The following is a 24,091-nucleotide window of genomic DNA, read 5'->3' on the forward strand; positions in this document are numbered from 1 at the left end:
AGATGGCACAGACCAAGCGTGAGAAGGCCATCAAGGCCGCCGTCGTTCCGGGCAAGGCGTACGCCTTCGAGGACGCGATCAACATCCTGAAGAGCGCCACCAAGGCCAAGTTCGTCGAGTCGATCGACGTTGCCGTGCGCCTGGGCGTCGATGCGAAGAAGTCCGACCAGCAGGTCCGTGGCTCCACCGTGCTGCCGGCCGGTACCGGCAAGTCGGTTCGCGTCGCCGTGTTCGCTCCGGCCGGTGCCAAGGCTGACGAAGCCCTGGCCGCTGGCGCCGAAGCCGTCGGTATGGACGATCTGGCCGAGAAGATGCAGGCCGGCGATCTGAACTATGACGTCGTCATCGCGACCCCGGACGCCATGCGCGTCGTCGGCAAGCTGGGCACCGTGCTGGGCCCGCGCGGCCTGATGCCGAACCCGAAGGTCGGCACTGTTTCCCCGAACCCGGGTGAAGCCGTGAAGAACGCCAAGTCGGGTCAGGTCCGTTACCGCACCGACAAGGCCGGCATCATCCACTGCACCATCGGCAAGGCCGACTTCGCCGAAGACGCGCTGAAGTCGAACCTGACCGCGCTGCTGCTGGACCTGATCAAGGCCAAGCCGGCCACCTCGAAGGGCACCTACCTGCAGAAGGTTTCGGTCAGCTCGACGATGGGTCCGGGCGTCACCGTCGACCAGTCGTCGCTGACCCTGAAGTAATTGTTTCAAGCGGTCACGGCACCCTTGGTGCCGTGACCGTGACATTTGAAGGCATCGCTGGCAGTGCATCGCCCGCGGTAGCCGTCAAAGACCGCAGGCGCGGTCGTGGCAATACCGGCGACGGGCACGGAAGCTCGATCTGGCAAGGAGTCGCCGCCGGAGCAGTCATGAGCGCTTAATCGATTCCCCGGAATCACCCTGCGTAGATGGTGCCCTTCTGGAGTTTTTCTGGTTCACGCACGTCTGGGTTTCCCAGGTTGGCCCACTCCAGGTCTAGAACGGCCCACCCCCGGAACATCATCCCGATGTTCCCGGCGTCCAGGACGGATGCCGCACAGGACCGCACACGGCAGGAGCCGTAAGCGGAGTTCAATAGGAGGAGTGCAATGGCTCTCAATCTGTCCCAGAAGCAAGAAGTAGTCGCCGAGCTGGCAGACGTCGCCGCCAAGGCCCACTCCTTGATCGCAGCCGAATACGCTGGCACCACGGTCGCCCAGATGACCGCGATGCGCAAGCAGGCTCGTGAAACCGGTGTTTTCTTGAAGGTTGTCAAGAACACCCTGGCTTCGCGCGCCGTTGAAGGCACCGAGTTCGCAGTCGCACAGGACCAGATGGTTGGTCCGCTGCTGTACGCGTTCTCGCTCGAGGAGCCCGGCGCTGCCGGTCGCCTGATCAAGGAAGCCGCCAAGGGCAACGACAAGCTGAAGGCTAAGGTCGTCGCCATCGGTGGCGAAGTGTTCCCGGCAAGCCACGTCGAAGTGCTGGCCTCGCTGCCGACCCGCGACCAGGCCCTGGCCATGCTGGCCCGCGTCCTGACCGAGCCGGTCACGATGTTTGCCCGCGCCATCAAGGCCGTCGGCGAGAAGCAGGGTGGTGGCGACGTCGCCGCCGACGCTGCCGAGCCGGCCGCCGAGACCGCCTGAGTTTCGACTTACCGTGGTTCCTGACGGAACCTCAACCCAGAAAATCATCCAAAGGTATTAATCATGTCCCTTACCAACGAACAGATCGTCGACGCCATCGCCGAGAAGTCCCTGATGGAAGTGATGGAGCTGGTCAAGGCCATCGAAGAGAAGTTCGGCGTCTCCGCCGCTGCTCCGGTTGCCGTGGCCGCTGCCGCTGGCCCGGCCGCTGCTGTTGAAGAGCAGACCGAATTCACCGTCACCCTGAAGACCGCCGGCGAGAAGAAGGTCGAGGTCATCAAGGCCGTCCGCGCCATCACCGGCCTGGGCCTGAAGGAAGCGAAGGACCTGGCCGAAGCCGGTGGCGTCCTGAAGGAAGGCGCTTCGAAGGAAGACGCCGAGAAGATGAAGAAGGACCTGGAAGCTGCTGGCGCGACTGTCGAAGTCAAGTAAGCAGTTCCCTTGCATCGTCACCGATTCACGGCGATGCAGCCAAGGCTGGGGGCGTAAGCCCCCGGCCTTTGGTCGTTGTTGCGGTGGTGTAGATCCACGCCCTGCGTGGATGTGAAAAACAGCAGGAAAAAGCCCAACACGGGCTGCAGTCAAACCCCGGCAGGCCAGCGCAGAGCGCGGCAGCGGGGGCGTGGTAGCAGACGAGTTGGCAGTTGGAAGTAGCGGGAGAAGGCGTGCTGGTGCCGGCAATACCAGCGACTTCCAACTGACAATTTCAAGTTCCCTTCGGATCGTGGGCGCACGATCCGCACAACAAGGTGGAAGACCTCATGACGTCCTATTCGTTCACCGAAAAAAAGCGTATCCGCAAGGATTTCGGCAAGCAGCGCTCGATCCTCGAAGTGCCGTTCCTGCTCGCCATCCAGGTGGATTCCTATCGTGAATTCCTGCAGGAAAACGTCGATCCGGCCAAGCGCACGGACCACGGCCTGCACGCTGCGCTGAAGTCGGTCTTCCCGATCGCCAGCTACAGCGGCAATGCTGCCCTGGAATACGTCGGCTACAAGCTGGGCGAACCGGTCTTCGACGAGCGTGAGTGCCGCCAGCGTGGCATGAGCTACGGCGCCCCGCTGCGCGTGACCGTACGCCTGGTGATCTACGACCGTGAGTCGTCGACCAAGGCCATCAAGTACGTGAAGGAGCAGGAGGTCTATCTGGGCGAAATCCCGCTGATGACCGAGAACGGCACCTTCATCGTCAACGGCACCGAGCGCGTCATCGTCTCCCAGCTGCACCGCTCGCCGGGCGTGTTCTTCGACCACGACCGTGGCAAGACCCACAGCTCGGGCAAGCTGCTGTACAGCGCCCGCATCATTCCCTACCGCGGCTCCTGGCTGGACTTCGAGTTCGACCCGAAGGACGCGCTGTTCACCCGTATCGACCGCCGCCGCAAGCTGCCGGTGTCGATCCTGCTGCGCGCGCTCGGCTACAGCAACGAAGAGATGCTGGCCGAGTTCTTCGAGATCAACACCTTCCACATCAACCCGGATGAAGGCGTCCAGCTGGAGCTGGTGCCGGAGCGCCTGCGCGGCGAAACCCTGGGCTTCGACCTCGCCGACGGCGACAAGGTCATCGTGGAAGCCGGCAAGCGCATCACCGCGCGCCACATCAAGCAGCTGGAAGCCTCGGGCATCGCCGCCCTGGCCGTGCCGGACGACTACATCGTCGGCCGCATCCTGTCGCACGACGTGGTCGATGCCTCGACCGGCGAACTGCTGGCCCAGGCCAACGACGAGATCAGCGACGAGCAGCTGCAGAACTTCCGCAAGGCTGGCGTCGATGCGGTCGGCACCCTGTGGGTGAACGACCTGGATCGTGGCCCGTACCTGTCCAACACCCTGCGCATCGATCCGACCAAGACCCAGCTGGAAGCCCTGGTCGAAATCTACCGCATGATGCGTCCGGGCGAGCCGCCGACCAAGGATGCCGCGCAGAACCTGTTCCACAACCTGTTCTTCACCTTCGAGCGCTACGACCTGTCCGCGGTCGGCCGCATGAAGTTCAACCGTCGCGTGGGCCGCAAGGAAACCACCGGCGAAGCCGTGCTGTACGACAGCAAGTACTTCGGTGAGCGCAACGACGAAGAGTCCAAGCGCCTGGTCGCTGCCCACGGCGACAGCTCCGACATCCTGGATGTGATCAAGGTCCTGACCGAGATCCGCAACGGTCGCGGCGTGGTCGATGACATCGACCACCTGGGCAACCGTCGCGTGCGTTCGGTCGGCGAAATGGCCGAGAACGTGTTCCGCGTCGGCCTGGTCCGCGTCGAGCGCGCGGTCAAGGAGCGCCTGTCGATGGCCGAGTCGGAAGGCCTGACCCCGCAGGAGCTGATCAACGCCAAGCCGGTCGCCGCTGCCATCAAGGAGTTCTTCGGCTCCTCGCAGCTGTCGCAGTTCATGGACCAGAACAACCCGCTGTCGGAAGTGACGCACAAGCGTCGCGTCTCGGCCCTGGGCCCGGGTGGTCTGACCCGTGAGCGCGCCGGCTTCGAAGTGCGCGACGTGCACCCGACCCATTACGGCCGCGTCTGCACCATCGAAACCCCGGAAGGCCCGAACATCGGCCTGATCAACTCGCTGGCCGTGTACGCCCGCACCAACCAGTACGGTTTCCTCGAGACCCCGTACCGCAAGGTCGTGGACGGCAAGGTCTATGACGAAGTCGAGTTCCTGTCGGCGATCGAAGAAAACGAGTACGTCATTGCGCAGGCCAACGCCCTGACCAATGCCGACAGCGTGCTGACCGAGCAGTTCGTCCCGTGCCGCTTCCAGGGCGAGTCGCTGCTGAAGCCGCCGGCGGAAGTCCACTTCATGGACGTCTCGCCGATGCAGACCGTGTCGATCGCGGCCGCGCTGGTTCCGTTCCTGGAGCACGATGACGCCAACCGCGCACTGATGGGCGCCAACATGCAGCGTCAGGCCGTGCCGACCCTGCGTGCGCAGAAGCCGCTGGTCGGTACCGGCATCGAACGCGCCGTGGCGCGTGACTCCGGTGTGACCGTGAACGCCCGTCGTGGTGGCGAGATCGTGCAGATCGACGCGGCCCGCATCGTGGTCAAGGTCAACGAGGAAGAGATCGTTGGCGCCACCGACGCAGGCGTGGACATCTACAACCTGGTCAAGTACACCCGTTCGAACCAGAACACCTGCATCAACCAGCGTCCGCTGGTCCAGGTGGGTGACGTCATCGCCCGCGGCGACGTGCTGGCCGACGGTCCGTCCACCGACATCGGCGAACTGGCCCTGGGCCAGAACATGCTGATCGCGTTCATGCCGTGGAACGGCTACAACTTCGAAGACTCCATCCTGCTCTCCGAGCGCGTGGTGGAAGAGGATCGCTACACCACGATCCACATCGAAGAGCTGACCTGCGTCGCGCGTGACACCAAGCTGGGGCCGGAGGAAATCTCCGCCGACATCCCGAACGTCTCCGAGCAGGCGCTGAACCGCCTCGACGAAAGCGGCGTGGTGTACATCGGTGCGGAAGTCCGCGCCGGCGACATCATGGTCGGCAAGGTCACCCCGAAGGGCGAAAGCCAGCTGACCCCGGAAGAGAAGCTGCTGCGCGCGATCTTCGGCGAGAAGGCTTCGGACGTTAAGGACAGCTCGCTGCGCGTTCCGCCGGGCATGGACGGCACCGTCATCGACGTGCAGGTCTTCACCCGCGACGGCATCGAGAAGGACAAGCGCGCCCGCCAGATCGAAGAGTCTGAAATCAAGCGTGTCAAGAAGGACTTCGACGACCAGTTCCGCATCCTGGAAGCCGCCATCTACATGCGTCTGCGTTCGCAGATCGTGGGCAAGGTGGTCAACGGTGGTGCTGGCCTGAAGAAGGGTGACGTGATCACCGACGCCTTCCTGGACGGCCTGAAGAAGGCTGACTGGTTCGCCCTGCGCATGAAGGACGAGGACGCCTCGGAAGCCATCGAGCGTGCGCAGAAGCAGATCCAGGCGCACGAGAAGGAATTCGAGCGTCGCTTCGCCGACAAGCGCGGCAAGATCACCGCCGGTGACGACCTCGCCCCGGGCGTGCTGAAGATGGTCAAGGTGTTCCTGGCCGTGAAGCGCCGCATCCAGCCGGGCGACAAGATGGCAGGCCGCCACGGCAACAAGGGTGTGGTCTCCAACGTGGTGCCGGTCGAGGACATGCCGTACATGGCCTCGGGCGAGACCGTGGACATCGTGCTCAACCCGCTGGGCGTGCCGTCGCGCATGAACATCGGCCAGATCCTGGAAGTGCACCTGGGCTGGGCCGCCAAGGGCCTGGGTCGCAAGATCCAGGCGATGATGGAAGCCCAGGCGGCGGTCGCCGACCTGCGCAAGTTCCTGGACGACATCTACAACCACGACGACACCAACGTGGCCAACCGTGTCGACCTGTCGCAGTTCAGCGACGAGGAGCTGCTGCGCCTGGCCCGCAACCTGACCGACGGCGTGCCGATGGCCACCCCGGTGTTCGACGGCGCCACCGAAGCGGAAATCAAGCGCATGCTGGAACTGGCCGACCTGCCGAGCAGTGGCCAGACCCAGCTGTACGACGGCCGCACCGGTGAAGCCTTCGATCGCCACACCACCGTTGGCTACATGCACTACCTGAAGCTGAACCACCTGGTCGACGACAAGATGCACGCCCGTTCGACCGGTCCGTACTCGCTCGTCACCCAGCAGCCGCTGGGCGGCAAGGCGCAGTTCGGCGGCCAGCGCTTCGGTGAAATGGAAGTCTGGGCGCTGGAAGCCTACGGCGCGGCCTACACCCTGCAGGAAATGCTGACGGTGAAGTCCGATGACGTGCAGGGCCGCAACCAGATGTACAAGAACATCGTCGACGGTGAGCACGAGATGGTCGCGGGCATGCCGGAATCCTTCAACGTGCTCGTGAAGGAAATCCGCTCGCTGGCCATCAACATGGAACTGGAAGACAACTGATCCATGCCGGCGCGGCGGCCTCCGCCGCCGCGCCGCTGGCAGTGAACTGAAAGCCCATCGACACAGCATTCCTCCTTCTGGAGAACACCATGAAAGACCTGCTCAACCTCTTCAACCAGCAGCGCCAGACGCTGGACTTCGACGCGATCAAGATCGCGCTGGCTTCGCCGGACCTGATCCGTTCGTGGTCCTTCGGCGAAGTGAAGAAGCCGGAAACCATCAACTACCGTACCTTCAAGCCGGAACGCGACGGCCTGTTCTGCGCCGCCATCTTCGGTCCGGTGAAGGACTACGAGTGCCTGTGCGGCAAGTACAAGCGCATGAAGCACCGCGGCGTGGTCTGCGAAAAGTGCGGCACCGAAGTGACCCTGGCCAAGGTGCGCCGCGAGCGCATGGGCCACATCGACCTGGCCTCGCCGGTCGCGCACATCTGGTTCCTGAAGTCGCTGCCGTCGCGCATCGGCCTGATGCTGGACATGACCCTGCGCGACATCGAGCGCGTGCTGTACTTCGAAGCCTACGTGGTGACCGAGCCGGGCCTGACCGCCCTGGAGCGCCGCCAGCTGCTGACCGAAGAACAGTACCTGCAGGCCCGCCAGGAGCACGGTGACGACTTCGACGCCGCCATGGGCGCCGAGGCCGTGTATGAACTGCTGCGCACGATCGACCTGCAGTCGGAAATGACCCGACTGCGCGAGGAAATCGCCGCGACTGGTTCGGAAACCAAGCTCAAGCGCCTCACCAAGCGCATCAAGCTGATCGAGGCCTTCCTGGAATCGGGCAACCGTCCGGAATGGATGGTCATGACCGTGCTGCCGGTGCTGCCGCCGGACCTGCGTCCGCTGGTCCCGCTGGATGGCGGCCGCTTCGCGACCTCCGACCTGAACGACCTGTACCGCCGCGTCATCAACCGCAACAACCGCCTGCGCCGCCTGCTCGAACTGAGCGCGCCGGACATCATCGTGCGCAATGAAAAGCGCATGCTGCAGGAATCGGTCGATGCACTGCTGGACAACGGCCGTCGCGGCCGTGCCATCACCGGCACCAACAAGCGCCCGCTGAAGTCGCTGGCCGACATGATCAAGGGCAAGCAGGGCCGCTTCCGCCAGAACCTGCTCGGCAAGCGCGTCGACTACTCGGGCCGTTCGGTCATCGTGGTCGGCCCGTACCTGCGCCTGCACCAGTGCGGCCTGCCGAAGAAGATGGCGCTGGAGCTGTTCAAGCCGTTCGTCTTCGCCAAGCTGCAGCGTCGTGGCCTGGCCACCACCATCAAGGCCGCCAAGAAGCTGGTCGAGCGCGAAGAAGCCGAAGTCTGGGACATCCTGGAAGAGGTCATCCGCGAGCATCCGGTGATGCTGAACCGTGCGCCGACCCTGCACCGTCTGGGCATCCAGGCGTTCGAGCCGGTGCTGATCGAAGGCAAGGCCATCCAGCTGCATCCGCTGGTCTGCACCGCGTTCAACGCCGACTTCGACGGTGACCAGATGGCCGTCCACGTGCCGCTCTCGCTGGAAGCCCAGCTGGAAGCGCGTGCGCTGATGATGTCGACCAACAACATCCTGTCGCCGGCCAACGGCGAGCCGATCATCGTGCCGTCGCAGGACGTCGTGCTGGGTCTGTACTACATGACCCGCTCGCTGGAAAACAAGAAGGGCGAGGGCATGGCCTTCGCCAACATCGCCGAAGTGAAGCGTGCCTACGACAACCGCGTGGTGGAACTGCACGCGCGCGTCAAGGTCCGCATTACCGAGGTCGTGACCGACGAAGACGGCAACAAGCAGAACAAGACCTCGATCGTGGACACCACGATCGGTCGCGCCCTGCTGGCTGAGATCCTGCCGGAAGGCCTGCCGTTCGCGCTGGCCAACACCGAGCTGACCAAGAAGAACATCAGCCGCCTGATCAACTCCAGCTACCGCCAGCTGGGTCTGAAGGACACGGTCGTGTTCGCCGACAAGCTGATGTACACCGGCTTCGCCTACGCGACCCGCGCTGGCGTCTCGATCGGCATCGACGACATGCTGATCCCGGACGAGAAGAAGGGCATCCTCACCGAGGCCGAGGCCGAAGTGCTGGAAATCCAGGAGCAGTACCAGTCGGGCCTGGTCACCGCCGGCGAGCGCTACAACAAGGTGGTCGACATCTGGTCGCGCACCAACGAGCGCATCGCCAAGGCGATGATGGACACCATCGGTACCGAGAAGGTGGTCAATGCCAAGGGTGAGACCATCGACCAGAAGTCGATGAACTCGCTGTACATCATGGCCGACTCCGGCGCGCGTGGTTCGCAGGCGCAGATCCGTCAGCTGGCCGGCATGCGTGGCCTGATGGCCCGCCCGGACGGCTCGATCATCGAGACGCCCATCAAGGCGAACTTCCGCGAAGGCCTGAACGTGCAGGAGTACTTCAACTCCACCCACGGTGCCCGTAAGGGTCTGGCCGATACCGCGCTGAAGACCGCGAACTCGGGTTACCTGACCCGTCGTCTGGTCGACGTGGCGCAGGACGTGGTGATCACCGAGGTGGATTGCGGTACCACCGAAGGCCTGATCATGACCCCGATCGTGGAAGGCGGCGACGTGGTCGAGCCGTTGAAGGACCGCGTGCTGGGCCGCGTGGTTGCCGAGGACGTGTTCCTGCCGGGCAACGACGAAGATCCGATCGTCACCCGCAACACCCTGCTGGACGAAGCCTGGGTTGCCAAGCTGGAAGATGCCGGCGTGCAGACCATCAAGGTCCGCTCGACCATCTCCTGCGAATCGGCCTTCGGTGTCTGCTCGCGCTGCTACGGCCGCGATCTGGCCCGTGGCCACCTGGTCAACATCGGTGAAGCGGTCGGCGTCATCGCCGCGCAGTCCATCGGTGAGCCGGGTACCCAGCTCACCATGCGTACGTTCCACATCGGTGGTGCGGCGTCGCGAGCTGCTGCGGTCGACAACATCACCGTCAAGACCACCGGCTCGGTCAAGTTCAGCAACCTCAAGTCCGTCGAGCACGCCAACGGCTCGCTGGTGGCAGTGTCGCGCTCGGGCGAAATCTCGGTGCTCGATGCCCACGGCCGTGAGCGTGAGCGTTACAAGCTGCCGTACGGTGCCACCATCACGTCCAAGGACGGTGATGCGATCAAGGCTGGCCAGACCGTAGCCAACTGGGATCCGCATAACCACCCGATCGTGTCGGAAGTGGCCGGCTTCATCCGCTTCATCGACTTCGTCGACGGCGTCACCGTCATCGAGAAGACCGACGAGCTGACCGGCCTGGCCTCGCGCGAAATCACCGATCCGAAGCGTCGTGGTACCCAGGCCAAGGACCTGCGCCCGATCGTGCGCATCGTCGACGCCAAGGGCAACGACCTGTCGATCCCGGGCACCGACCTGCCGGCGCAGTACCTGCTGCCGCCGCGTTCGATCGTCAACCTGCAGGACGGCGCCCCGGTGGGCGTGGGCGACGTCGTCGCCAAGATCCCGCAGGAAGCGTCGAAGACCCGCGACATCACCGGTGGTCTGCCGCGCGTGGCCGACCTGTTCGAAGCGCGCAAGCCGAAGGATCCGGCGGTGCTGGCCGAGCGTTCGGGCATCATCAGCTTCGGCAAGGACACCAAGGGCAAGCAGCGCCTGATCATCAAGGACACCGATGGTTCGGAGCACGAAGAGCTGATTCCGAAGTACCGCCAGGTCATCGTGTTCGAAGGCGAGCATGTCACCAAGGGTGAAACCATCGTGGACGGCGAGCCGAGCCCGCAGGACATCCTGCGTCTGCTGGGCGTCGAACCGCTGGCGGCCTACCTGGTGAAGGAAATCCAGGACGTGTACCGCCTGCAGGGCGTGAAGATCAACGACAAGCACATCGAGGTGATCACCCGCCAGATGCTGCGCAAGGTCGAGATCACCGATCAGGGCAGCAGCAAGTTCCTGAACGGCGAACAGGTGGAGCGTCAGCGCGTTATCGAGGAAAATGCGCGCCTGTCGACCCGCAACGAGCTGCCGGCGCACTTCGATCCGGTCCTGCTGGGTATCACCAAGGCGTCGCTGGCGACCGAATCGTTCATCTCGGCCGCTTCGTTCCAGGAAACCACCCGCGTGCTGACCGAAGCGGCCGTCCGCGGCACCTCGGACAACCTGCGTGGCCTGAAGGAAAACGTCATCGTGGGTCGCCTGATTCCGGCCGGTACCGGCCTGGCGTACCACAGCAACCGCCGTCGCGGCGCTTCCGGTCTCACCGAGTCGGAAATGCAGACCCTGGCCGGCACCCCGGCTGCGGTCGAGGCGCCGGTGGTTGAAGCCGAAGCTGAACAGGCGTCGGGCGAAGAATGAGGTATCCGGTCCGGCTGCAAGGCCGGACCACCCCGTCGGTCCATCGATGGGAGTGGGAAAGGGCAGGGAGATCGTCCGCGATCGACCCTGTCAATCTGAACGGGGTACATGGAGGCCCCCCAGTAACGTCCCGGGATCAGGGACGGGCTTGACAGGAGGCGTTTGACTGCTTTCCTGGCAGGTTGCTACAATCGTCTGTCTCAGCAGGCCAAAATTTCGGCCTGCTTTAACATTTCCGCATCTCTGGTCGGATTTTCCGGCCACCAATCAGAAGAACCTACTGATGGCGACGATCAACCAGCTGGTCCGCAAGCCGCGGCAAGCGACCACCTACAAGAGTGCCTCGCCGGCGCTCGACAAGTGCCCGCAGCGCCGTGGCGTCTGCACCCGTGTCTACACCACCACTCCGAAGAAGCCGAACTCGGCTCTGCGTAAGGTTGCCAAGGTCCGCCTGACCAACCAGGAAGAAGTGATTTCCTACATCGGTGGTGAAGGCCACAACCTGCAGGAGCACTCCGTGGTCCTGATCCGCGGCGGTCGCGTCAAGGACCTGCCGGGTGTGCGTTACCACACTGTTCGTGGCTCGCTCGACGCCGCCGGCGTTGCCAAGCGTCGCCAGGCCCGTTCCAAGTACGGCGCCAAGCGTCCGAAGGCATAAGGAGAGAGCACTATGTCGCGTAAGGGTAATACTCCGCAGCGTTCCGTCCTGCCCGATCCGAAGCACGGAAGCGAAACCATCGCCCGCTTCATCAATATGGTCATGCAGAGCGGCAAGAAGTCCGTCGCCGAAAAGATCGTGTACGGCGCCATGGACGTGATCACCGAGAAGAACAGTAGCGCCAATGCCATTGAGCTGGTGCAGAAGGCTCTGGACAACGTCGCTCCGGCGGTCGAAGTCAAGTCGCGCCGCGTCGGTGGTGCCACCTACCAGGTGCCGGTCGAAGTGCGTTCGTCGCGCAAGATGGCGCTGGCCATGCGCTGGCTGATCGACTCCGCGCGCAAGCGTGGTGAGAACACCATGCCGAAGAAGCTGGCTGCTGAACTGATCGACGCCTCGGAAAACCGTGGCGGCGCCATCAAGAAGCGCGAAGAAACCCACCGCATGGCCGAAGCCAACAAGGCATTCGCCCACTACCGCTGGTGAGTTTGACGGCCTTGTAAAACAGGCAGGGCAGCACCACTTCGGTGCGTGCTGCCTCGCGGTCCCAGAAGGACTGCGCCAATCCGAAGGCCGCCGAAAGGCGGCGTTCGGCCATCCGAAATCCAAGAAATCTGAGAGGCTCCCGTGGCCCGTTCCACTCCCATCGAGCGTTACCGCAACTTCGGCATCATGGCTCACATCGATGCCGGCAAGACCACCACGTCCGAGCGCATCCTGTTCTACACCGGCAAGAGCCACAAGATCGGTGAAGTGCACGACGGCGCCGCCACCATGGACTGGATGGAGCAGGAGCAGGAGCGTGGCATCACGATCCAGTCCGCTGCCACCACCGCGTTCTGGAAGGGCATGGACAAGTCCCTGCCGGAGCACCGCTTCAACATCATCGACACCCCCGGGCACGTCGACTTCACCATCGAAGTGGAGCGCTCGCTGCGCGTGCTCGACGGTGCCGTCTTCGTCCTGTGCGCCGTCGGTGGCGTGCAGCCGCAGTCGGAAACCGTGTGGCGCCAGGCCAACAAGTACCACGTGCCGCGCATCGCGTTCGTCAACAAGATGGACCGCACCGGTGCCAACTTCCAGAAGGTCGTCGGCCAGCTGAAGGCCAAGCTGGGCGCCGTTGCCGTGCCGATGCAGCTGCCGATCGGCGCTGAAGACAACTTCAAGGGCGTTGTCGACCTGCTGAAGATGAAGGCCATCCACTGGGATGAGGCTTCGCAGGGCATGAAGTTCGAATACGGTGAAATCCCGGCCGAACTGCAGGGTCCGGCTGAAGAAGCTCGCCAGTTCATGGTCGAGACCGCTGCCGAAGCCAGCGAAGAGCTGATGGAAAAGTACCTGGGCGGCGAAGAGCTGGCCGAGGCTGAAATCATCAACGCGCTGCGTACCCGCACCCTGGCCACCGAGATCGTGCCGATGTACTGCGGCTCGGCCTTCAAGAACAAGGGCGTGCAGGCCATGCTGGACGGCGTGATCCAGCTGCTGCCGTCGCCGGTCGACGTGCCGGACGTGAAGGGTGTGGACGTTGACGACGACACCGTCGAAATGACCCGCAAGTCGGACGACAAGGCTCCGTTCTCGTCGCTGGCCTTCAAGATCATCACCGACCCGTTCGTCGGCGCGCTGACCTTCTTCCGTGTCTACTCGGGCACCCTGAACGGTGGCGACACCGTGCTGAACTCGGTGAAGGGCAAGAAGGAGCGCATCGGCCGCATCCTGCAGATGCACTCGAACAACCGCGAGGAAATCAAGGAAGTTCTGGCCGGTGACATCGCCGCTGCCGTGGGCCTGAAGGACACCACCACCGGTGACACCCTGTGCGCCGTGGATGCCCCGATCATCCTGGAGCGCATGACCTTCCCGGAGCCGGTGATCTCGATGGCCGTCGAGCCGAAGACCAAGTCGGACCAGGAGAAGATGGGCCTGGCCCTGGGTCGCCTGGCACAGGAAGATCCGTCGTTCCGTGTGAAGACCGACGAAGAATCCGGCCAGACCATCATCTCGGGCATGGGCGAGCTGCACCTGGACATCATCGTCGACCGCCTGAAGCGCGAGTTCAACGTTGAAGCCAACGTCGGCGCGCCGCAGGTGGCCTACCGCGAAACCATCACGATGGCTGACGTCAAGTCGGACTACAAGCACGCCAAGCAGTCCGGTGGTAAGGGTCAGTACGGTCACGTCGTGATCGAGCTGTCGCCGATCACCGCTGAAGACCGTGCCGATCCGAAGCTGGCTCCGGCCATCAAGGACGACTTCCTGTTCATCAACGACATCACCGGCGGCGTGATCCCGAAGGAATTCATTCCGTCGGTTGAAAAGGGCCTGCGCGAAACCATCACCAGCGGTCCGCTGGCTGGCTTCCCGGTCGTGGACGTCAAGGTGAAGCTGGTGTTCGGTTCGTACCACGACGTCGACTCCTCGGAAATGGCGTTCAAGCTGGCTTCGTCGATGGCCTTCAAGCAGGGCTTCGCCAAGGCCAAGCCGGTGCTGCTGGAGCCGATCATGAAGGTCGAGATCGTGACCCCGGAGGATTACCAGGGTGACGTGATGGGCGACGTCAGCCGTCGTCGCGGCGTGCTGCAGGGTTCCGACACCACCGGTGACGGTTCGGCCAGCATCATCAACGCGATGATCCCGCTGGGTGAAATGTTCGGCTACGCCACTGCGCTGCGTTCGCAGACCCAGGGCCGCGCTACCTTCACCATGGAATTCGATCACTACGAGCCGGCTCCGACCAACATCGCCGAAGCCGTCATGAAGAAGGGCTGAGCCTCGCTCAGCCTCTCTTGAAACCACTTACGAACAATCAAGGTATAGAACAATGGCAAAGGGTAAGTTCGAGCGCACCAAGCCGCACGTCAACGTCGGCACCATCGGTCACGTCGATCACGGCAAGACCACGCTGACCGCCGCACTGACCAAGATCGGTGCCGAGCGCTTCGGTGGCGAGTTCAAGGACTACTCCTCGATCGACGCCGCGCCGGAAGAAAAGGCTCGTGGTATCACGATCTCGACCGCGCACGTCGAATACGAATCCCCGGTCCGTCACTACGCCCACGTCGATTGCCCGGGCCATGCTGACTACGTCAAGAACATGATCACCGGTGCCGCCCAGATGGACGGCGCGATCCTGGTGTGCTCGGCCGCTGACGGCCCGATGCCGCAGACCCGCGAGCACATCCTGCTGTCGCGTCAGGTCGGCGTGCCGTACATCGTCGTGTTCCTGAACAAGGCCGACATGGTTGACGACGCCGAGCTGCTCGAGCTGGTCGAGATGGAAGTGCGTGAACTGCTGAGCAAGTACGACTTCCCGGGCGACGACACCCCGATCATCGCTGGTTCGGCCCGTCTGGCGCTGGAAGGCGACCAGAGCGACATCGGCGTGCCGGCCATCCTGAAGCTGGTCGACGCCCTGGACAGCTGGATTCCGGAGCCGGAGCGCGCGATCGACAAGCCGTTCCTGATGCCGGTGGAAGACGTGTTCTCGATCTCGGGCCGCGGCACCGTGGTGACCGGTCGTATCGAGCGCGGCATCATCAAGGTCGGTGACGAAATCGAAATCGTCGGCATCCGTCCGGTGCAGAAGACCACCGTGACCGGCGTTGAAATGTTCCGCAAGCTGCTGGACCAGGGTCAGGCAGGCGACAACGCTGGCCTGCTGCTGCGCGGCACCAAGCGTGACGACGTCGAACGCGGCCAGGTTCTGGCCAAGCCGGGCACGATCAAGCCGCACACCAAGTTCGAAGGCGAAGTCTACGTCCTGTCGAAGGACGAGGGCGGCCGTCACACCCCGTTCTTCAACGGCTACCGTCCGCAGTTCTACTTCCGTACCACCGACATCACCGGCGCAGCTGCTCTGCCGGAAGGCGTCGAAATGGTGATGCCGGGTGACAACGTCAAGATGGTCGTCACCCTGATCAACCCGGTGGCAATGGACGAAGGCCTGCGCTTCGCCATCCGCGAAGGCGGCCGTACCGTCGGCGCCGGCGTGGTCTCGAAGATCATCGAGTAATCTGGTAGTATCTGCGCCCCGATGTTGCCTGGGTAGGGCATCGGGGCGTATCAAATGGGAAAGCAGGCACAGGATGTGCCTTGTGTTCCCCGGACCAGGAAGGGTCAATGCCATTCAGGCGGCGTCAACAGGCGACTGTTGACAGCTGCCTTGCGTGCCATTATGCTTCTACGTCTGGGCAGGCCGGGAGACTGGTCTGCCTACGTTTTTGAGGTCTATGGAGTGACCTTGGCGGCCTGCAGGACTGTGGGCCGTCCGTATTCAGGAATTTCATGGGGCAAAGCAACCCAGAGGCTTTGTCTGTCGCTCTTTTAACGAAGGAACCTACCGCCATGGCGGACCAAAAGATCCGGATCCGGCTGAAAGCGTTCGATCATCGTCTGATCGACCGTTCGGCCAGCGAGATCGTTGAAACGGCAAAGCGGACCGGCGCGCAAGTGCGTGGCCCGATCCCGCTGCCGACCAAGATCGAGCGTTACACCGTTCTCGTTTCCCCGCACGTCGACAAGGACGCGCGTGACCAGTACGAGACCCGCACGCACAAGCGCGTGCTCGATATCGTTGACCCGAATGACAAGACCGTGGACGCGCTGATGAAGCTCGAACTGGCTGCCGGCGTCGACGTTCAGATCAAGCTGACCTGAGGACTACGACCATGACGAAGAAGTATTCGTTGGGCTTCGTGGGCCGCAAGGCCGGCATGAGCCGCGTGTTCACCGAAGATGGCCGCTCCATCCCGGTGACCCTGATCGAAGCAACCCCGAACCGCATCGCGCAGATCAAGACCGTCGAAACCGACGGCTACAGCGCCGTGCAGGTGACCGTCGGCGCGCGTCGCGCTGCCCTGGTCAACAAGCCGGAAGCCGGCCACTTTGCCAAGGCGAAGGTGGAAGCGGGTCGTGGCCTGTGGGAATTCCGCGTTGAAGACGCGCAGCTCGGCGATTTCGCCGTTGGCGGCGAAGTCAAGGCGGACATCTTCGAAGTCGGCCAGATCGTCGACGTCCAGGGTGTCACCAAGGGTAAGGGCTTCCAGGGCACCATCAAGCGCCACAACTTCCGTATGGGCGATGCAACCCACGGTAACTCGCTGTCGCATCGCGCGCCGGGTTCGCTGGGTCAGCGCCAGACCCCGGGTCGCGTTTTCCCGGGCAAGAAGATGTCGGGCCACATGGGCGCGGTGCAGCAGAGCACCCAGAACCTGGAAGTGGTCAAGGTCGACGTCGAGCGCGGTCTGATCGCCGTTCGCGGCGCCGTTCCGGGCGCGGCGGGTGGCGATGTGATCGTCCGTCCGGCGAGCAAGGCATAAGGAGAGATGACGATGGAACTCGTTATCACGGGTAGCAACAACAAGGTCTCGGTCTCCGACGCCGTGTTCGGTCGCGATTTCAGCGAAGATCTGGTCCACCAGGTCGTCGTTGCCTACCGCAACGCCGGTCGCGCCGGCACCAAGGCACAGAAGACTCGCTCCGAAGTGGCTGGTACCACCAAGAAGTCGAAGAAGCAGAAGGGCGGCGGCGCGCGTCATGGCGCACTGACAGCTCCGATCTTCGTCGGCGGCGGTGTCACCTTCGCGGCCAAGCCGCGCAGCTTCGAGCAGAAGGTCAATCGTAAGCAGTACCGTGCCGCCATGTGCGCGATCCTGTCCGAGCTGAACCGTCAGGGCCGTCTGACCATCGTGGAGTCCTTCGACGTCGAAGTGACCAACACGAAGGGTCTGATCGCCAAGCTGGCCGGCCTGGAAGTGGGCAAGCGCCCGCTGATCGTCACCGAAGAAGCGTCCGAGCACCTGTACCTGTCCGCCCGCAATCTGCCGTACGTGCAGGTGCGTGACGTCCAGGGTCTGGATCCGGTCTCGCTGGTGGGTGCCGACACGGTCGTCATCACCGCTGACGCGGTCAAGAAGGTCGAGGAGTGGCTGGCATGAACAGCAACGAAAAAATCTTCAGCGTGCTGCGTGCCCCGCGTGTCTCCGAAAAGACCGCGCGCCTGCAGGAACTCTCCAACCAGTATGTCTTCGAAGTTTCGAACGAAGCCACCAAGGCCGATGTAAAGGCCGCGGTTGAGCAGCTGTTCGACGTCAAGGTCGAAGCCGTCAACGTGGTCAACGTCAAGGGCAAGAACAAGTCCTTCCGTAACCGTGCTGGCCGCCGCGGCGATTGGCGCAAGGCGTACGTTCGCCTGGCCGATGGCCAGTCGATCGATGTAACGGCCAAGGCCTGAGGTACATCCCATGCCATTGATGAAATTCAAGCCCACTTCCCCCGGCCGCCGTTCGGCCGTGCGCGTGGTCACTCCCGACCTGCACAAGGGTGCTCCGCACGCTGCCCTGGTCGAGTCGCAGAGCCGCTCGGGTGGTCGTAACCACCATGGCCGCATCACCGTGCGTCACGTCGGTGGTGGTGCCAAGCAGCACTACCGCATCATCGACTTCAAGCGCAACAAGCTGGGCATCCCGGCGCGCGTGGAACGTATCGAATACGATCCGAACCGCACCGCGCACATCGCTCTGCTGTGCTACGTCGACGGTGAGCGTCGCTACATCATCGCCCCGAAGGGCCTGAAGGCTGGTGATCAGGTGATCGCTGGTTCGGATGCCCCGATCAAGGCCGGCAACACCCTGCCGCTGCGCAACATCCCGGTCGGCACCACCATTCACTGCATCGAACTGAAGCCGGGCAAGGGCGCTCAGATCGCTCGCGCCGCCGGTGCGGCCGTGCAGCTGGTGGCTCGCGAAGGCATCTACGCCACCCTGCGCCTGCGCTCGGGTGAAATGCGCAAGGTTCCGGTCGAGTGCTGCGCCACCATCGGCGAAGTCGGCAACGACGAGCACAGCCTGGAAAAGCTGGGCAAGGCCGGTGCCAAGCGCTGGCGCGGCGTCCGCCCGACCGTTCGTGGTGCTGCCATGAACCCGGTTGACCACCCGCACGGTGGTGGTGAGGCCAAGGCCGGCCAGGGTAACCCGCATCCGGTCACCCCGTGGGGTGTCCCGACCAAGGGTTACAAGACGCGCCATAACAAGCGCACTCAGCAGTTCATCGTCCGCGATCGTAGGGGCTAATCGACCATGGCACGTTCACTCAAGAAGGGCCCGTTCGTCGATCACCACCTCGTCAAGAAGGTGGAGGCCGCTGCGGGCAGCAAGAAGCCGATCAAGACCTGGTCGCGCCGTTCGATGATCCTGCCTGACATGGTAGGCATCACCATTGCCGTGCATAACGGCAAGAACCACATCCCGGTTCTCGTCAACGAGAACATGGTCGGCCACAAGCTCGGCGAATTTGCCATCACCCGGACCTTCAAGGGTCACGGTGGTGACAAGAAGTCGGGCAAGTAAGGAGAGATGACAATGGAAGCGAAAGCCATCCTGCGCACTGCGCGCATCTCCCCGCAGAAGGCTCGTCTGGTCGCTGACCAGGTGCGCGGTCTGCCGGCCGAACGTGCGGTCAACCTGCTGAAGTTCTCGGACAAGAAGGCTGCCCACCTGATCAAGAAGGTGGTGGAGTCGGCTATTGCCAATGCCGAGAACAACCAGGGCGCCGACGTCGACGAGCTGAAGGTTCAGACCATCATGGTTGATGAAGGTCCGACCCTGAAGCGTTTCATGGCGCGGGCGAAAGGCCGCGGTACCCGCATCCTCAAGCGCACCAGCCACATCACTGTGGTTGTGGGCGCCGCCAAGTAAGCGGATAAGGAAAAGACCATGGGTCATAAAGTTCATCCGATTGGTATCCGCCTCGGCATTTCCAAGGACTGGAACTCCAAGTGGTACGCCAACAAGGCCGAGTTCGCTGGTTACCTGGCAGCCGACCTGAAAGTGCGCGAAATGCTGCGCAAGAAGCTGGCCCAGGCCGGCATCAGCAAGATCCTGATCGAGCGTCCGGCCAAGACCGCTCGCGTGACGATCCACACCGCCCGTCCGGGCGTGGTGATCGGCAAGCGCGGTGAGGACATCGAGAAGCTGCGCAAGGAAGTGAGCGAGATGATGGGCGTCCCGGCGCACATCAACGTCACCGAAGTGCGCAAGCCGGAACTGGACGCGCAGCTCGTTGCCGAGTCGATCGCCCAGCAGCTGGAGCGTCGCATCATGTTCCGCCGTGCAATGAAGCGCTCGGTCGGCAACGCGATGCGCCTGGGTGCCCTGGGCATCAAGGTCAACGTCGGTGGCCGCCTCAACGGTGCAGAAATCGCCCGTTCGGAGTGGTACCGCGAAGGCCGCGTGCCGCTGCACACCCTGCGTGCCGACATCGACTATGGCTTCGCTGAAGCCAAGACGACCTACGGCATCATCGGCATCAAGGTCTGGATCTACAAGGGCGAGGTCTTCGATTTCTCCCAGGTTGGCCAGGAAAAGCAGGACGACACCCCGTCGCGCAACGATCGTCATGATCGCGGCGACCGTGGTGACCGTCAGCGCCCGGCCCGTGAAGCGAGGTAACGACAATGTTGCAACCCAAGCGAACCAAGTACCGCAAGGTACACAAGGGCCGTAACGATGGCCTGAGCTGGAGCGCCAACGCTGTCAGCTTCGGCGAATACGGCCTGAAGGCAACCGCACACGGTCAGCTGACCGCGCGTCAGATCGAAGCGGCCCGCCGCTCGATCAGCCGCTACGTCAAGCGCGGCGGCAAGATGTGGATCCGCGTGTTCCCCGACAAGCCCATCACCAAGAAGCCCATCGAAGTCCGAATGGGTTCTGGTAAGGGTAACGTGGAATACTGGGTGGCCCAGATCCAGCCCGGCCGCATGATCTATGAAATCGAGGGTGTTTCCGAGGAAGTGGCTCGCGAGGCGTTCCGCCTGGCCGCCGCCAAGCTCTCGGTCACCACCACTTTCGTGACCCGTACGGTGCGCTGATGGATATCAAAACTCTCCGTGAAAAGTCGGCTGACGAACTCAAGGCCCACCTGATCGACCTGCGTAAGGAACAGTTCTCTGTCCGTATGCAGCAGGTCACCGGCCAGCTGCCGAAGACCCACGACATTCGCCGGGTCCGTCGCGAGATTGCTCGCGTCAAGACCCTGCTCGGCAGCACGAAGTAAGGATGGCCGCTATGAGCGACAATACTGAAAAGAAGACGCTGCGCACGGTCGAAGGCCGTGTCGTCAGCAACAAGATGGACAAGACGGTTACCGTCCTGGTTGAGCGTCAGGTCAAGCACGCGCTGTACGGCAAGTACATCAAGCGCTCGACCAAGCTGCACGCCCACGATGCCGACAACGCCTGCAAGGAAGGCGATGTCGTCCGCGTGACCGAGATTGCTCCGATGTCCAAGACCAAGAACTGGCGCGTGGTGGAAGTCATCACGCGTGCGGCTGAATAAGGAGTCTGAATCATGATCCAGATGCAGAGCTACCTTGACGTCGCGGACAATTCGGGTGCCAAGCAGGTGATGTGCTTCAAGGTGCTGGGTGGTTCCAAGCGCCGTTACGCCGGCATCGGCGACATCATCAAGGTCACCGTGAAGGATGCGATTCCGCGCGGCAAGGTCAAGAAGGGTGAAGTGTATGACGCCGTCGTGGTGCGTACCCGCAAGGGTGTGCGTCGCGCCGACGGTTCGCTGATCCGCTTCGACGGCAACGCTGCCGTCCTGCTGAACAACAAGCAGGAGCCGATCGGTACCCGTATCTTCGGGCCGGTGACCCGTGAACTTCGTTCGGAGAAGTTCATGAAGATCGTCTCGCTCGCTCCCGAAGTGCTGTGAGCGACAGGAGATAATCATGGCTAACCGTATCAAGAAGGGCGACCAGGTTGTCGTCAACGCTGGCAAGGACAAGGGCAAGCAGGGCGAAGTCGTCCGCGTCGACGGCGACCGTGTGGTCGTCGCCAACGTGAACATCGTCAAGCGCCACACCAAGCCGAACCCGCAGGCAGGTGTTGCTGGCGGCGTGGTCGAGCGCGAAGCTTCGATCCATATCTCCAACGTGAATGTTCTGAACCCGGCTTCGGGCAAGGGCGAACGCGTTGGCTTCAAGGTGCTGGAGGATGGACGCAAACTGCGTGTGTTCCGCTCCAGCGGTGAGGCGCTCGACGCCTGAGGAATGAGAAGATGAGTTCCCGTCTCGAAAAGTTCTACAAGGACGAAGTGGTGCCGGCGCTGATGAAGCAGTTCGGCTACACCAATCCGATGGAAGTGCCGAAGCTGGTCAAGGTCACCCTGAACATGGGTGTCGGCGAAGCGGCCACCAACAAGAAGATCCTGGAAAACGCCGTCGGCGACATGACCAAGATTTCCGGCCAGAAGCCGGTTGTCACCAAGTCGCGTGTGTCGGTTGCGTCGTTCAAGATCCGCGATGGTTGGCCGATCGGCTGCAAGACCACGCTGCGTCGCCACAAGATGTACGAGTTCCTGGATCGCCTGATCAACATCTCGCTGCCGCGCGTGCGCGACTTCCGTGGTGTTTCCGGTCGTTCCTTCGACGGCCGCGGCAACTTCAACATGGGTGTGAAGGAGCAGATCATCTTCCCGGAAATCGACTTCGACGCCGTCGACGCGATCCGCGGCATGGATATCGCCATCACCACCACTGCGAAGACCGACGCGGAAGCGAAGGCGCTGCTGGCAGCGTTCAAGTTCCCGTTCCGTAACTGATCTGTCGAGGAAACCGAAATGGCAAAGACCTCCATGGTCAACCGCGACATCAAGCGGGAAAAGCTGGCAAAGAAGTACGCTGAAAAGCGTGCGGCTCTGAAGAAGATCGTGTCCTCCGTGGACGCGACCTACGAAGAGAAGATCGACGCCGCAACCAAGCTGGCCAAGCTGCCGCGCGATTCGTCGCCGAGCCGCCAGCGCAACCGTTGCGAGCTGTCGGGTCGTCCGCGTGGCGTCTACAGCAAGTTCGGCCTGGGCCGTAACAAGCTGCGTGAAGCCACCATGCGTGGCGACGTCCCGGGTCTGCGCAAGGCCAGCTGGTAATCCCAGCCGGCCCTGCGATCAGGCGCCCCTTCGGGGGTTCCTGAACCGGGCAGGGGAGGCATTCAGCTTTCCCGACGCAAAAAAACCGAGGAGCCCGGCGCAAGCCGGGCTCTTTTGGCGTATACTCCCGCGTCTTGCCCTGCGCAAACGGGGTCGTAGGGGTGGGCTTCCGGCCCGCTGCATCAAGGGACCTGGCCCGTTTCCAGGAGACAACAGATTTTCGCGAAAGCGGATATCGGTGCACTCAAAGGTACTCATATGAGCATGACTGATCCCATCGCCGACCTGCTGGTCCGCATCAAGAATGCGGCCGCGGTTGGCAAGCAGACGGTGAAAGCCCCGTCGTCCAAGATCAAGGTTGCGATCGCCCAGGTCCTGAAGGACGAGGGTTACATCACCGACCTGCGCGTGACCCAGCTGGAAAACAATAAGTCCGAGCTGGAAATCGTGCTGAAGTATTTCGAAGGCAAGCCGGTCATCGCGACCCTGAAGCGCTTCTCGCGTTCGGGCCTGCGCCAGTACCGCGGCAAGAGCGAGCTGCCGAAGGTCATGAACGGCCTGGGTATCTCCATCATTTCCACCTCCAAGGGCATCATGACTGATGCGCAGGCGCGCCAGCTGGGCGTCGGCGGCGAAGTCCTGTGCTTCGTGGCCTAAGGCGAAAGGAGTAGAACTATGTCCCGCGTAGCCAAGAAGCCGATCACCCTGGGTAAGGTTGAACTGAACGTCCAGTCGGACAGCGTCACCGCCAAGGGCCCGAAGGGCACCCTGTCGCTGGCCAAGCCGGCCGGTATTGCCATCAACGTCGACAACGGCGTTGCCACCCTGAGCACCGAAAACGCCGAGCTGGTCGCACTGACCGGTACCGTGCGTGCGATCCTGTCCAACATGGTCAAGGGCGTGTCCGAAGGCTTCGAGCGCAAGCTGGAGCTGGTCGGCGTGGGTTACCGCGCTGCCATGCAGGGCAAGGACCTGAACCTGTCGCTGGGCTTCTCGCACCCGGTCGTGTTCGTGGCGCCGGAAGGCATCACCCTGTCGACCCCGACCCAGACCGAGATCCTGGTCCAGGGCGCTGACAAGCAGGTCGTCGGTGAAGTTGCCGCCAAGATCCGTGCGTTCCGCAAGCCGGAGCCGTACAAGGGCAAGGGCGTGAAGTACTCCGACGAAGTCATCATCCGTAAGGAAGCCAAGAAGGCCTAATTAGGCGCTTCCGCTTTCAAGGGAAAAACATCATGAACAAGAACATCGCCCGCCTGCGTCGCGCCAAGTCGACCCGCGCCCACATCCGTGAGCTCGGCGTCGCCCGCCTGTCGGTGCTGCGCACCGGCCAGCACCTGTACGCCCAGGTCTTCACCGCCGACGGTTCCAAGGTGCTGGCTGCTGCCAACACCACCCAGACCGACGTCATGGAAGGCCTGAAGAACGGCAAGAACGCCGACGCCGCTGCCAAGGTTGGCCGCATCGTTGCCGAGCGCGCCAAGGCCGCCGGCATCGAGAAGGTTGCCTTCGATCGTTCGGGCTACCGCTACCACGGCCGCATCAAGGCCCTGGCAGAAGCGGCCCGCGAAGCCGGCCTGCAGTTCTAAGGGACAAGGGCAGGGGGCCATGGCCTCCTGCCCGCCTGCTCGCCAGCCTGAGTGAGGCTGGACGGCGCC

General features: G+C 63.0%; 27 protein-coding genes. All 27 read left to right on the forward strand.

Features of this window, described 5'->3' with window-relative positions; translation table 11 throughout:
* The first annotated feature begins 2 nt into the window (after positions 1 to 2).
* Complete coding sequence (gene rplA, locus ACYKG1_RS03800) at positions 3 to 701, forward strand: 50S ribosomal protein L1 (RefSeq protein WP_004154350.1); 699 nt, start codon at positions 3 to 5, stop codon at positions 699 to 701.
* Between the two features lie 386 nt (positions 702 to 1,087).
* A complete protein-coding gene (gene rplJ / locus ACYKG1_RS03805) occupies positions 1,088 to 1,624 on the forward strand; it encodes a 50S ribosomal protein L10 (protein WP_010480377.1) in 537 nt (178 codons plus the stop codon).
* A 63-nt stretch (positions 1,625 to 1,687) separates the two neighbouring features.
* Positions 1,688 to 2,056 carry a 50S ribosomal protein L7/L12 gene (gene rplL / locus ACYKG1_RS03810; protein ID WP_014646047.1) on the forward strand — a complete coding sequence of 123 codons (369 nt, stop codon included), beginning with the start codon at positions 1,688 to 1,690 and terminating at the stop codon, positions 2,054 to 2,056.
* 329 nt (positions 2,057 to 2,385) lie between these two features.
* Complete coding sequence (gene rpoB / locus ACYKG1_RS03815) at positions 2,386 to 6,540, forward strand: DNA-directed RNA polymerase subunit beta (RefSeq protein ID WP_049432754.1); 4,155 nt, start codon at positions 2,386 to 2,388, stop codon at positions 6,538 to 6,540.
* An 89-nt stretch (positions 6,541 to 6,629) separates the two neighbouring features.
* On the forward strand, positions 6,630 to 10,853 hold the full coding sequence (rpoC, locus tag ACYKG1_RS03820) for a DNA-directed RNA polymerase subunit beta' (protein ID WP_100471389.1): 4,224 nt from the start codon (positions 6,630 to 6,632) through the stop codon (positions 10,851 to 10,853).
* Positions 10,854 to 11,136: 283 nt separating this feature from the next.
* On the forward strand, positions 11,137 to 11,511 hold the full coding sequence (gene rpsL, locus ACYKG1_RS03825; protein ID WP_004145320.1) for a 30S ribosomal protein S12: 375 nt from the start codon (positions 11,137 to 11,139) through the stop codon (positions 11,509 to 11,511).
* A 12-nt stretch (positions 11,512 to 11,523) separates the two neighbouring features.
* On the forward strand, positions 11,524 to 11,997 hold the full coding sequence (gene rpsG / locus ACYKG1_RS03830; protein WP_004145321.1) for a 30S ribosomal protein S7: 474 nt from the start codon (positions 11,524 to 11,526) through the stop codon (positions 11,995 to 11,997).
* A gap of 141 nt (positions 11,998 to 12,138) precedes the next feature.
* Complete coding sequence (fusA, locus tag ACYKG1_RS03835; protein ID WP_100471390.1) at positions 12,139 to 14,280, forward strand: elongation factor G; 2,142 nt, start codon at positions 12,139 to 12,141, stop codon at positions 14,278 to 14,280.
* 52 nt (positions 14,281 to 14,332) lie between these two features.
* On the forward strand, positions 14,333 to 15,523 hold the full coding sequence (tuf, locus tag ACYKG1_RS03840; RefSeq protein ID WP_100471391.1) for an elongation factor Tu: 1,191 nt from the start codon (positions 14,333 to 14,335) through the stop codon (positions 15,521 to 15,523).
* Positions 15,524 to 15,855: 332 nt separating this feature from the next.
* Positions 15,856 to 16,167: a 30S ribosomal protein S10 gene (rpsJ, locus tag ACYKG1_RS03845; protein ID WP_005408208.1), complete on the forward strand. Its 312-nt coding sequence runs from the start codon at positions 15,856 to 15,858 to the stop codon at positions 16,165 to 16,167.
* A gap of 11 nt (positions 16,168 to 16,178) precedes the next feature.
* Complete coding sequence (gene rplC / locus ACYKG1_RS03850) at positions 16,179 to 16,829, forward strand: 50S ribosomal protein L3 (protein WP_004145336.1); 651 nt, start codon at positions 16,179 to 16,181, stop codon at positions 16,827 to 16,829.
* Between the two features lie 12 nt (positions 16,830 to 16,841).
* A complete protein-coding gene (gene rplD, locus ACYKG1_RS03855) occupies positions 16,842 to 17,447 on the forward strand; it encodes a 50S ribosomal protein L4 (protein WP_004145337.1) in 606 nt (201 codons plus the stop codon).
* The gene (gene rplW, locus ACYKG1_RS03860; protein ID WP_004145338.1) at positions 17,444 to 17,743 is read left to right on the forward strand and encodes a 50S ribosomal protein L23; all 300 of its coding nucleotides are present in this window, start codon (positions 17,444 to 17,446) and stop codon (positions 17,741 to 17,743) included. Before rplD ends, rplW begins: the two co-directional genes overlap by 4 nt.
* Before the next feature lie 10 nt (positions 17,744 to 17,753).
* Entirely contained in the window at positions 17,754 to 18,581 is an 828-nt protein-coding gene (gene rplB / locus ACYKG1_RS03865) for a 50S ribosomal protein L2 (RefSeq protein ID WP_004145339.1), read from the forward strand.
* Positions 18,582 to 18,587: 6 nt separating this feature from the next.
* Positions 18,588 to 18,857, forward strand: a complete 270-nt coding sequence (gene rpsS / locus ACYKG1_RS03870) for a 30S ribosomal protein S19 (RefSeq protein WP_005415413.1) — start codon at positions 18,588 to 18,590, stop codon at positions 18,855 to 18,857.
* Between the two features lie 12 nt (positions 18,858 to 18,869).
* Complete coding sequence (rplV, locus tag ACYKG1_RS03875) at positions 18,870 to 19,205, forward strand: 50S ribosomal protein L22 (RefSeq protein ID WP_004145348.1); 336 nt, start codon at positions 18,870 to 18,872, stop codon at positions 19,203 to 19,205.
* An 18-nt stretch (positions 19,206 to 19,223) separates the two neighbouring features.
* A complete protein-coding gene (gene rpsC, locus ACYKG1_RS03880; protein WP_004145350.1) occupies positions 19,224 to 19,958 on the forward strand; it encodes a 30S ribosomal protein S3 in 735 nt (244 codons plus the stop codon).
* Between the two features lie 5 nt (positions 19,959 to 19,963).
* Positions 19,964 to 20,377, forward strand: a complete 414-nt coding sequence (gene rplP, locus ACYKG1_RS03885) for a 50S ribosomal protein L16 (RefSeq protein WP_004154486.1) — start codon at positions 19,964 to 19,966, stop codon at positions 20,375 to 20,377.
* Positions 20,377 to 20,562, forward strand: a complete 186-nt coding sequence (gene rpmC, locus ACYKG1_RS03890) for a 50S ribosomal protein L29 (RefSeq protein WP_004154487.1) — start codon at positions 20,377 to 20,379, stop codon at positions 20,560 to 20,562. The genes rplP and rpmC overlap by 1 nt, the downstream gene beginning before the upstream one ends.
* An 11-nt stretch (positions 20,563 to 20,573) precedes the next feature.
* Complete coding sequence (gene rpsQ, locus ACYKG1_RS03895) at positions 20,574 to 20,843, forward strand: 30S ribosomal protein S17 (protein ID WP_004154489.1); 270 nt, start codon at positions 20,574 to 20,576, stop codon at positions 20,841 to 20,843.
* A gap of 12 nt (positions 20,844 to 20,855) precedes the next feature.
* On the forward strand, positions 20,856 to 21,224 hold the full coding sequence (rplN, locus tag ACYKG1_RS03900; protein ID WP_010483978.1) for a 50S ribosomal protein L14: 369 nt from the start codon (positions 20,856 to 20,858) through the stop codon (positions 21,222 to 21,224).
* A gap of 16 nt (positions 21,225 to 21,240) precedes the next feature.
* The gene (gene rplX, locus ACYKG1_RS03905; protein ID WP_004154490.1) at positions 21,241 to 21,558 is read left to right on the forward strand and encodes a 50S ribosomal protein L24; all 318 of its coding nucleotides are present in this window, start codon (positions 21,241 to 21,243) and stop codon (positions 21,556 to 21,558) included.
* 11 nt (positions 21,559 to 21,569) lie between these two features.
* Positions 21,570 to 22,112: a 50S ribosomal protein L5 gene (gene rplE, locus ACYKG1_RS03910; RefSeq protein ID WP_004154491.1), complete on the forward strand. Its 543-nt coding sequence runs from the start codon at positions 21,570 to 21,572 to the stop codon at positions 22,110 to 22,112.
* 18 nt (positions 22,113 to 22,130) lie between these two features.
* Positions 22,131 to 22,436, forward strand: a complete 306-nt coding sequence (gene rpsN / locus ACYKG1_RS03915; protein ID WP_005408209.1) for a 30S ribosomal protein S14 — start codon at positions 22,131 to 22,133, stop codon at positions 22,434 to 22,436.
* Between the two features lie 258 nt (positions 22,437 to 22,694).
* Positions 22,695 to 23,093 (forward strand): 30S ribosomal protein S8, encoded by a 399-nt coding sequence (gene rpsH / locus ACYKG1_RS03920; protein WP_005408210.1) that lies wholly within the window; start codon positions 22,695 to 22,697, stop codon positions 23,091 to 23,093.
* Between the two features lie 18 nt (positions 23,094 to 23,111).
* Positions 23,112 to 23,636 carry a 50S ribosomal protein L6 gene (gene rplF / locus ACYKG1_RS03925; protein WP_100471393.1) on the forward strand — a complete coding sequence of 175 codons (525 nt, stop codon included), beginning with the start codon at positions 23,112 to 23,114 and terminating at the stop codon, positions 23,634 to 23,636.
* Positions 23,637 to 23,668: 32 nt separating this feature from the next.
* Positions 23,669 to 24,022 (forward strand): 50S ribosomal protein L18, encoded by a 354-nt coding sequence (rplR, locus tag ACYKG1_RS03930; RefSeq protein WP_010483976.1) that lies wholly within the window; start codon positions 23,669 to 23,671, stop codon positions 24,020 to 24,022.
* Positions 24,023 to 24,091 lie beyond the last annotated feature (69 nt).

Source organism: Stenotrophomonas sp. 85239_Sma (assembly GCF_056481725.1).

Excerpts from the sequence above, each read along its gene's own strand:
- rplA (WP_004154350.1), top strand. The coding sequence starts at position 3 with ATGGCACAGACCAAGCGTGAGAAGGCCATCAAGGCCGCCGTCGTTCCG.
- rplJ (WP_010480377.1), top strand. The coding sequence starts at position 1,088 with ATGGCTCTCAATCTGTCCCAGAAGCAAGAAGTAGTCGCCGAGCTGGCA.
- rplL (WP_014646047.1), top strand. The coding sequence starts at position 1,688 with ATGTCCCTTACCAACGAACAGATCGTCGACGCCATCGCCGAGAAGTCC.
- rpoB (WP_049432754.1), top strand. The coding sequence starts at position 2,386 with ATGACGTCCTATTCGTTCACCGAAAAAAAGCGTATCCGCAAGGATTTC.
- rpoC (WP_100471389.1), top strand. The coding sequence starts at position 6,630 with ATGAAAGACCTGCTCAACCTCTTCAACCAGCAGCGCCAGACGCTGGAC.
- rpsL (WP_004145320.1), top strand. The coding sequence starts at position 11,137 with ATGGCGACGATCAACCAGCTGGTCCGCAAGCCGCGGCAAGCGACCACC.
- rpsG (WP_004145321.1), top strand. The coding sequence starts at position 11,524 with ATGTCGCGTAAGGGTAATACTCCGCAGCGTTCCGTCCTGCCCGATCCG.
- tuf (WP_100471391.1), top strand. The coding sequence starts at position 14,333 with ATGGCAAAGGGTAAGTTCGAGCGCACCAAGCCGCACGTCAACGTCGGC.
- rpsJ (WP_005408208.1), top strand. The coding sequence starts at position 15,856 with ATGGCGGACCAAAAGATCCGGATCCGGCTGAAAGCGTTCGATCATCGT.
- rplC (WP_004145336.1), top strand. The coding sequence starts at position 16,179 with ATGACGAAGAAGTATTCGTTGGGCTTCGTGGGCCGCAAGGCCGGCATG.
- rplD (WP_004145337.1), top strand. The coding sequence starts at position 16,842 with ATGGAACTCGTTATCACGGGTAGCAACAACAAGGTCTCGGTCTCCGAC.
- rplW (WP_004145338.1), top strand. The coding sequence starts at position 17,444 with ATGAACAGCAACGAAAAAATCTTCAGCGTGCTGCGTGCCCCGCGTGTC.
- rplB (WP_004145339.1), top strand. The coding sequence starts at position 17,754 with ATGCCATTGATGAAATTCAAGCCCACTTCCCCCGGCCGCCGTTCGGCC.
- rpsS (WP_005415413.1), top strand. The coding sequence starts at position 18,588 with ATGGCACGTTCACTCAAGAAGGGCCCGTTCGTCGATCACCACCTCGTC.
- rplV (WP_004145348.1), top strand. The coding sequence starts at position 18,870 with ATGGAAGCGAAAGCCATCCTGCGCACTGCGCGCATCTCCCCGCAGAAG.
- rpsC (WP_004145350.1), top strand. The coding sequence starts at position 19,224 with ATGGGTCATAAAGTTCATCCGATTGGTATCCGCCTCGGCATTTCCAAG.
- rplP (WP_004154486.1), top strand. The coding sequence starts at position 19,964 with ATGTTGCAACCCAAGCGAACCAAGTACCGCAAGGTACACAAGGGCCGT.
- rpmC (WP_004154487.1), top strand. The coding sequence starts at position 20,377 with ATGGATATCAAAACTCTCCGTGAAAAGTCGGCTGACGAACTCAAGGCC.
- rpsQ (WP_004154489.1), top strand. The coding sequence starts at position 20,574 with ATGAGCGACAATACTGAAAAGAAGACGCTGCGCACGGTCGAAGGCCGT.
- rplN (WP_010483978.1), top strand. The coding sequence starts at position 20,856 with ATGATCCAGATGCAGAGCTACCTTGACGTCGCGGACAATTCGGGTGCC.
- rplX (WP_004154490.1), top strand. The coding sequence starts at position 21,241 with ATGGCTAACCGTATCAAGAAGGGCGACCAGGTTGTCGTCAACGCTGGC.
- rplE (WP_004154491.1), top strand. The coding sequence starts at position 21,570 with ATGAGTTCCCGTCTCGAAAAGTTCTACAAGGACGAAGTGGTGCCGGCG.
- rpsN (WP_005408209.1), top strand. The coding sequence starts at position 22,131 with ATGGCAAAGACCTCCATGGTCAACCGCGACATCAAGCGGGAAAAGCTG.
- rpsH (WP_005408210.1), top strand. The coding sequence starts at position 22,695 with ATGAGCATGACTGATCCCATCGCCGACCTGCTGGTCCGCATCAAGAAT.
- rplF (WP_100471393.1), top strand. The coding sequence starts at position 23,112 with ATGTCCCGCGTAGCCAAGAAGCCGATCACCCTGGGTAAGGTTGAACTG.
- rplR (WP_010483976.1), top strand. The coding sequence starts at position 23,669 with ATGAACAAGAACATCGCCCGCCTGCGTCGCGCCAAGTCGACCCGCGCC.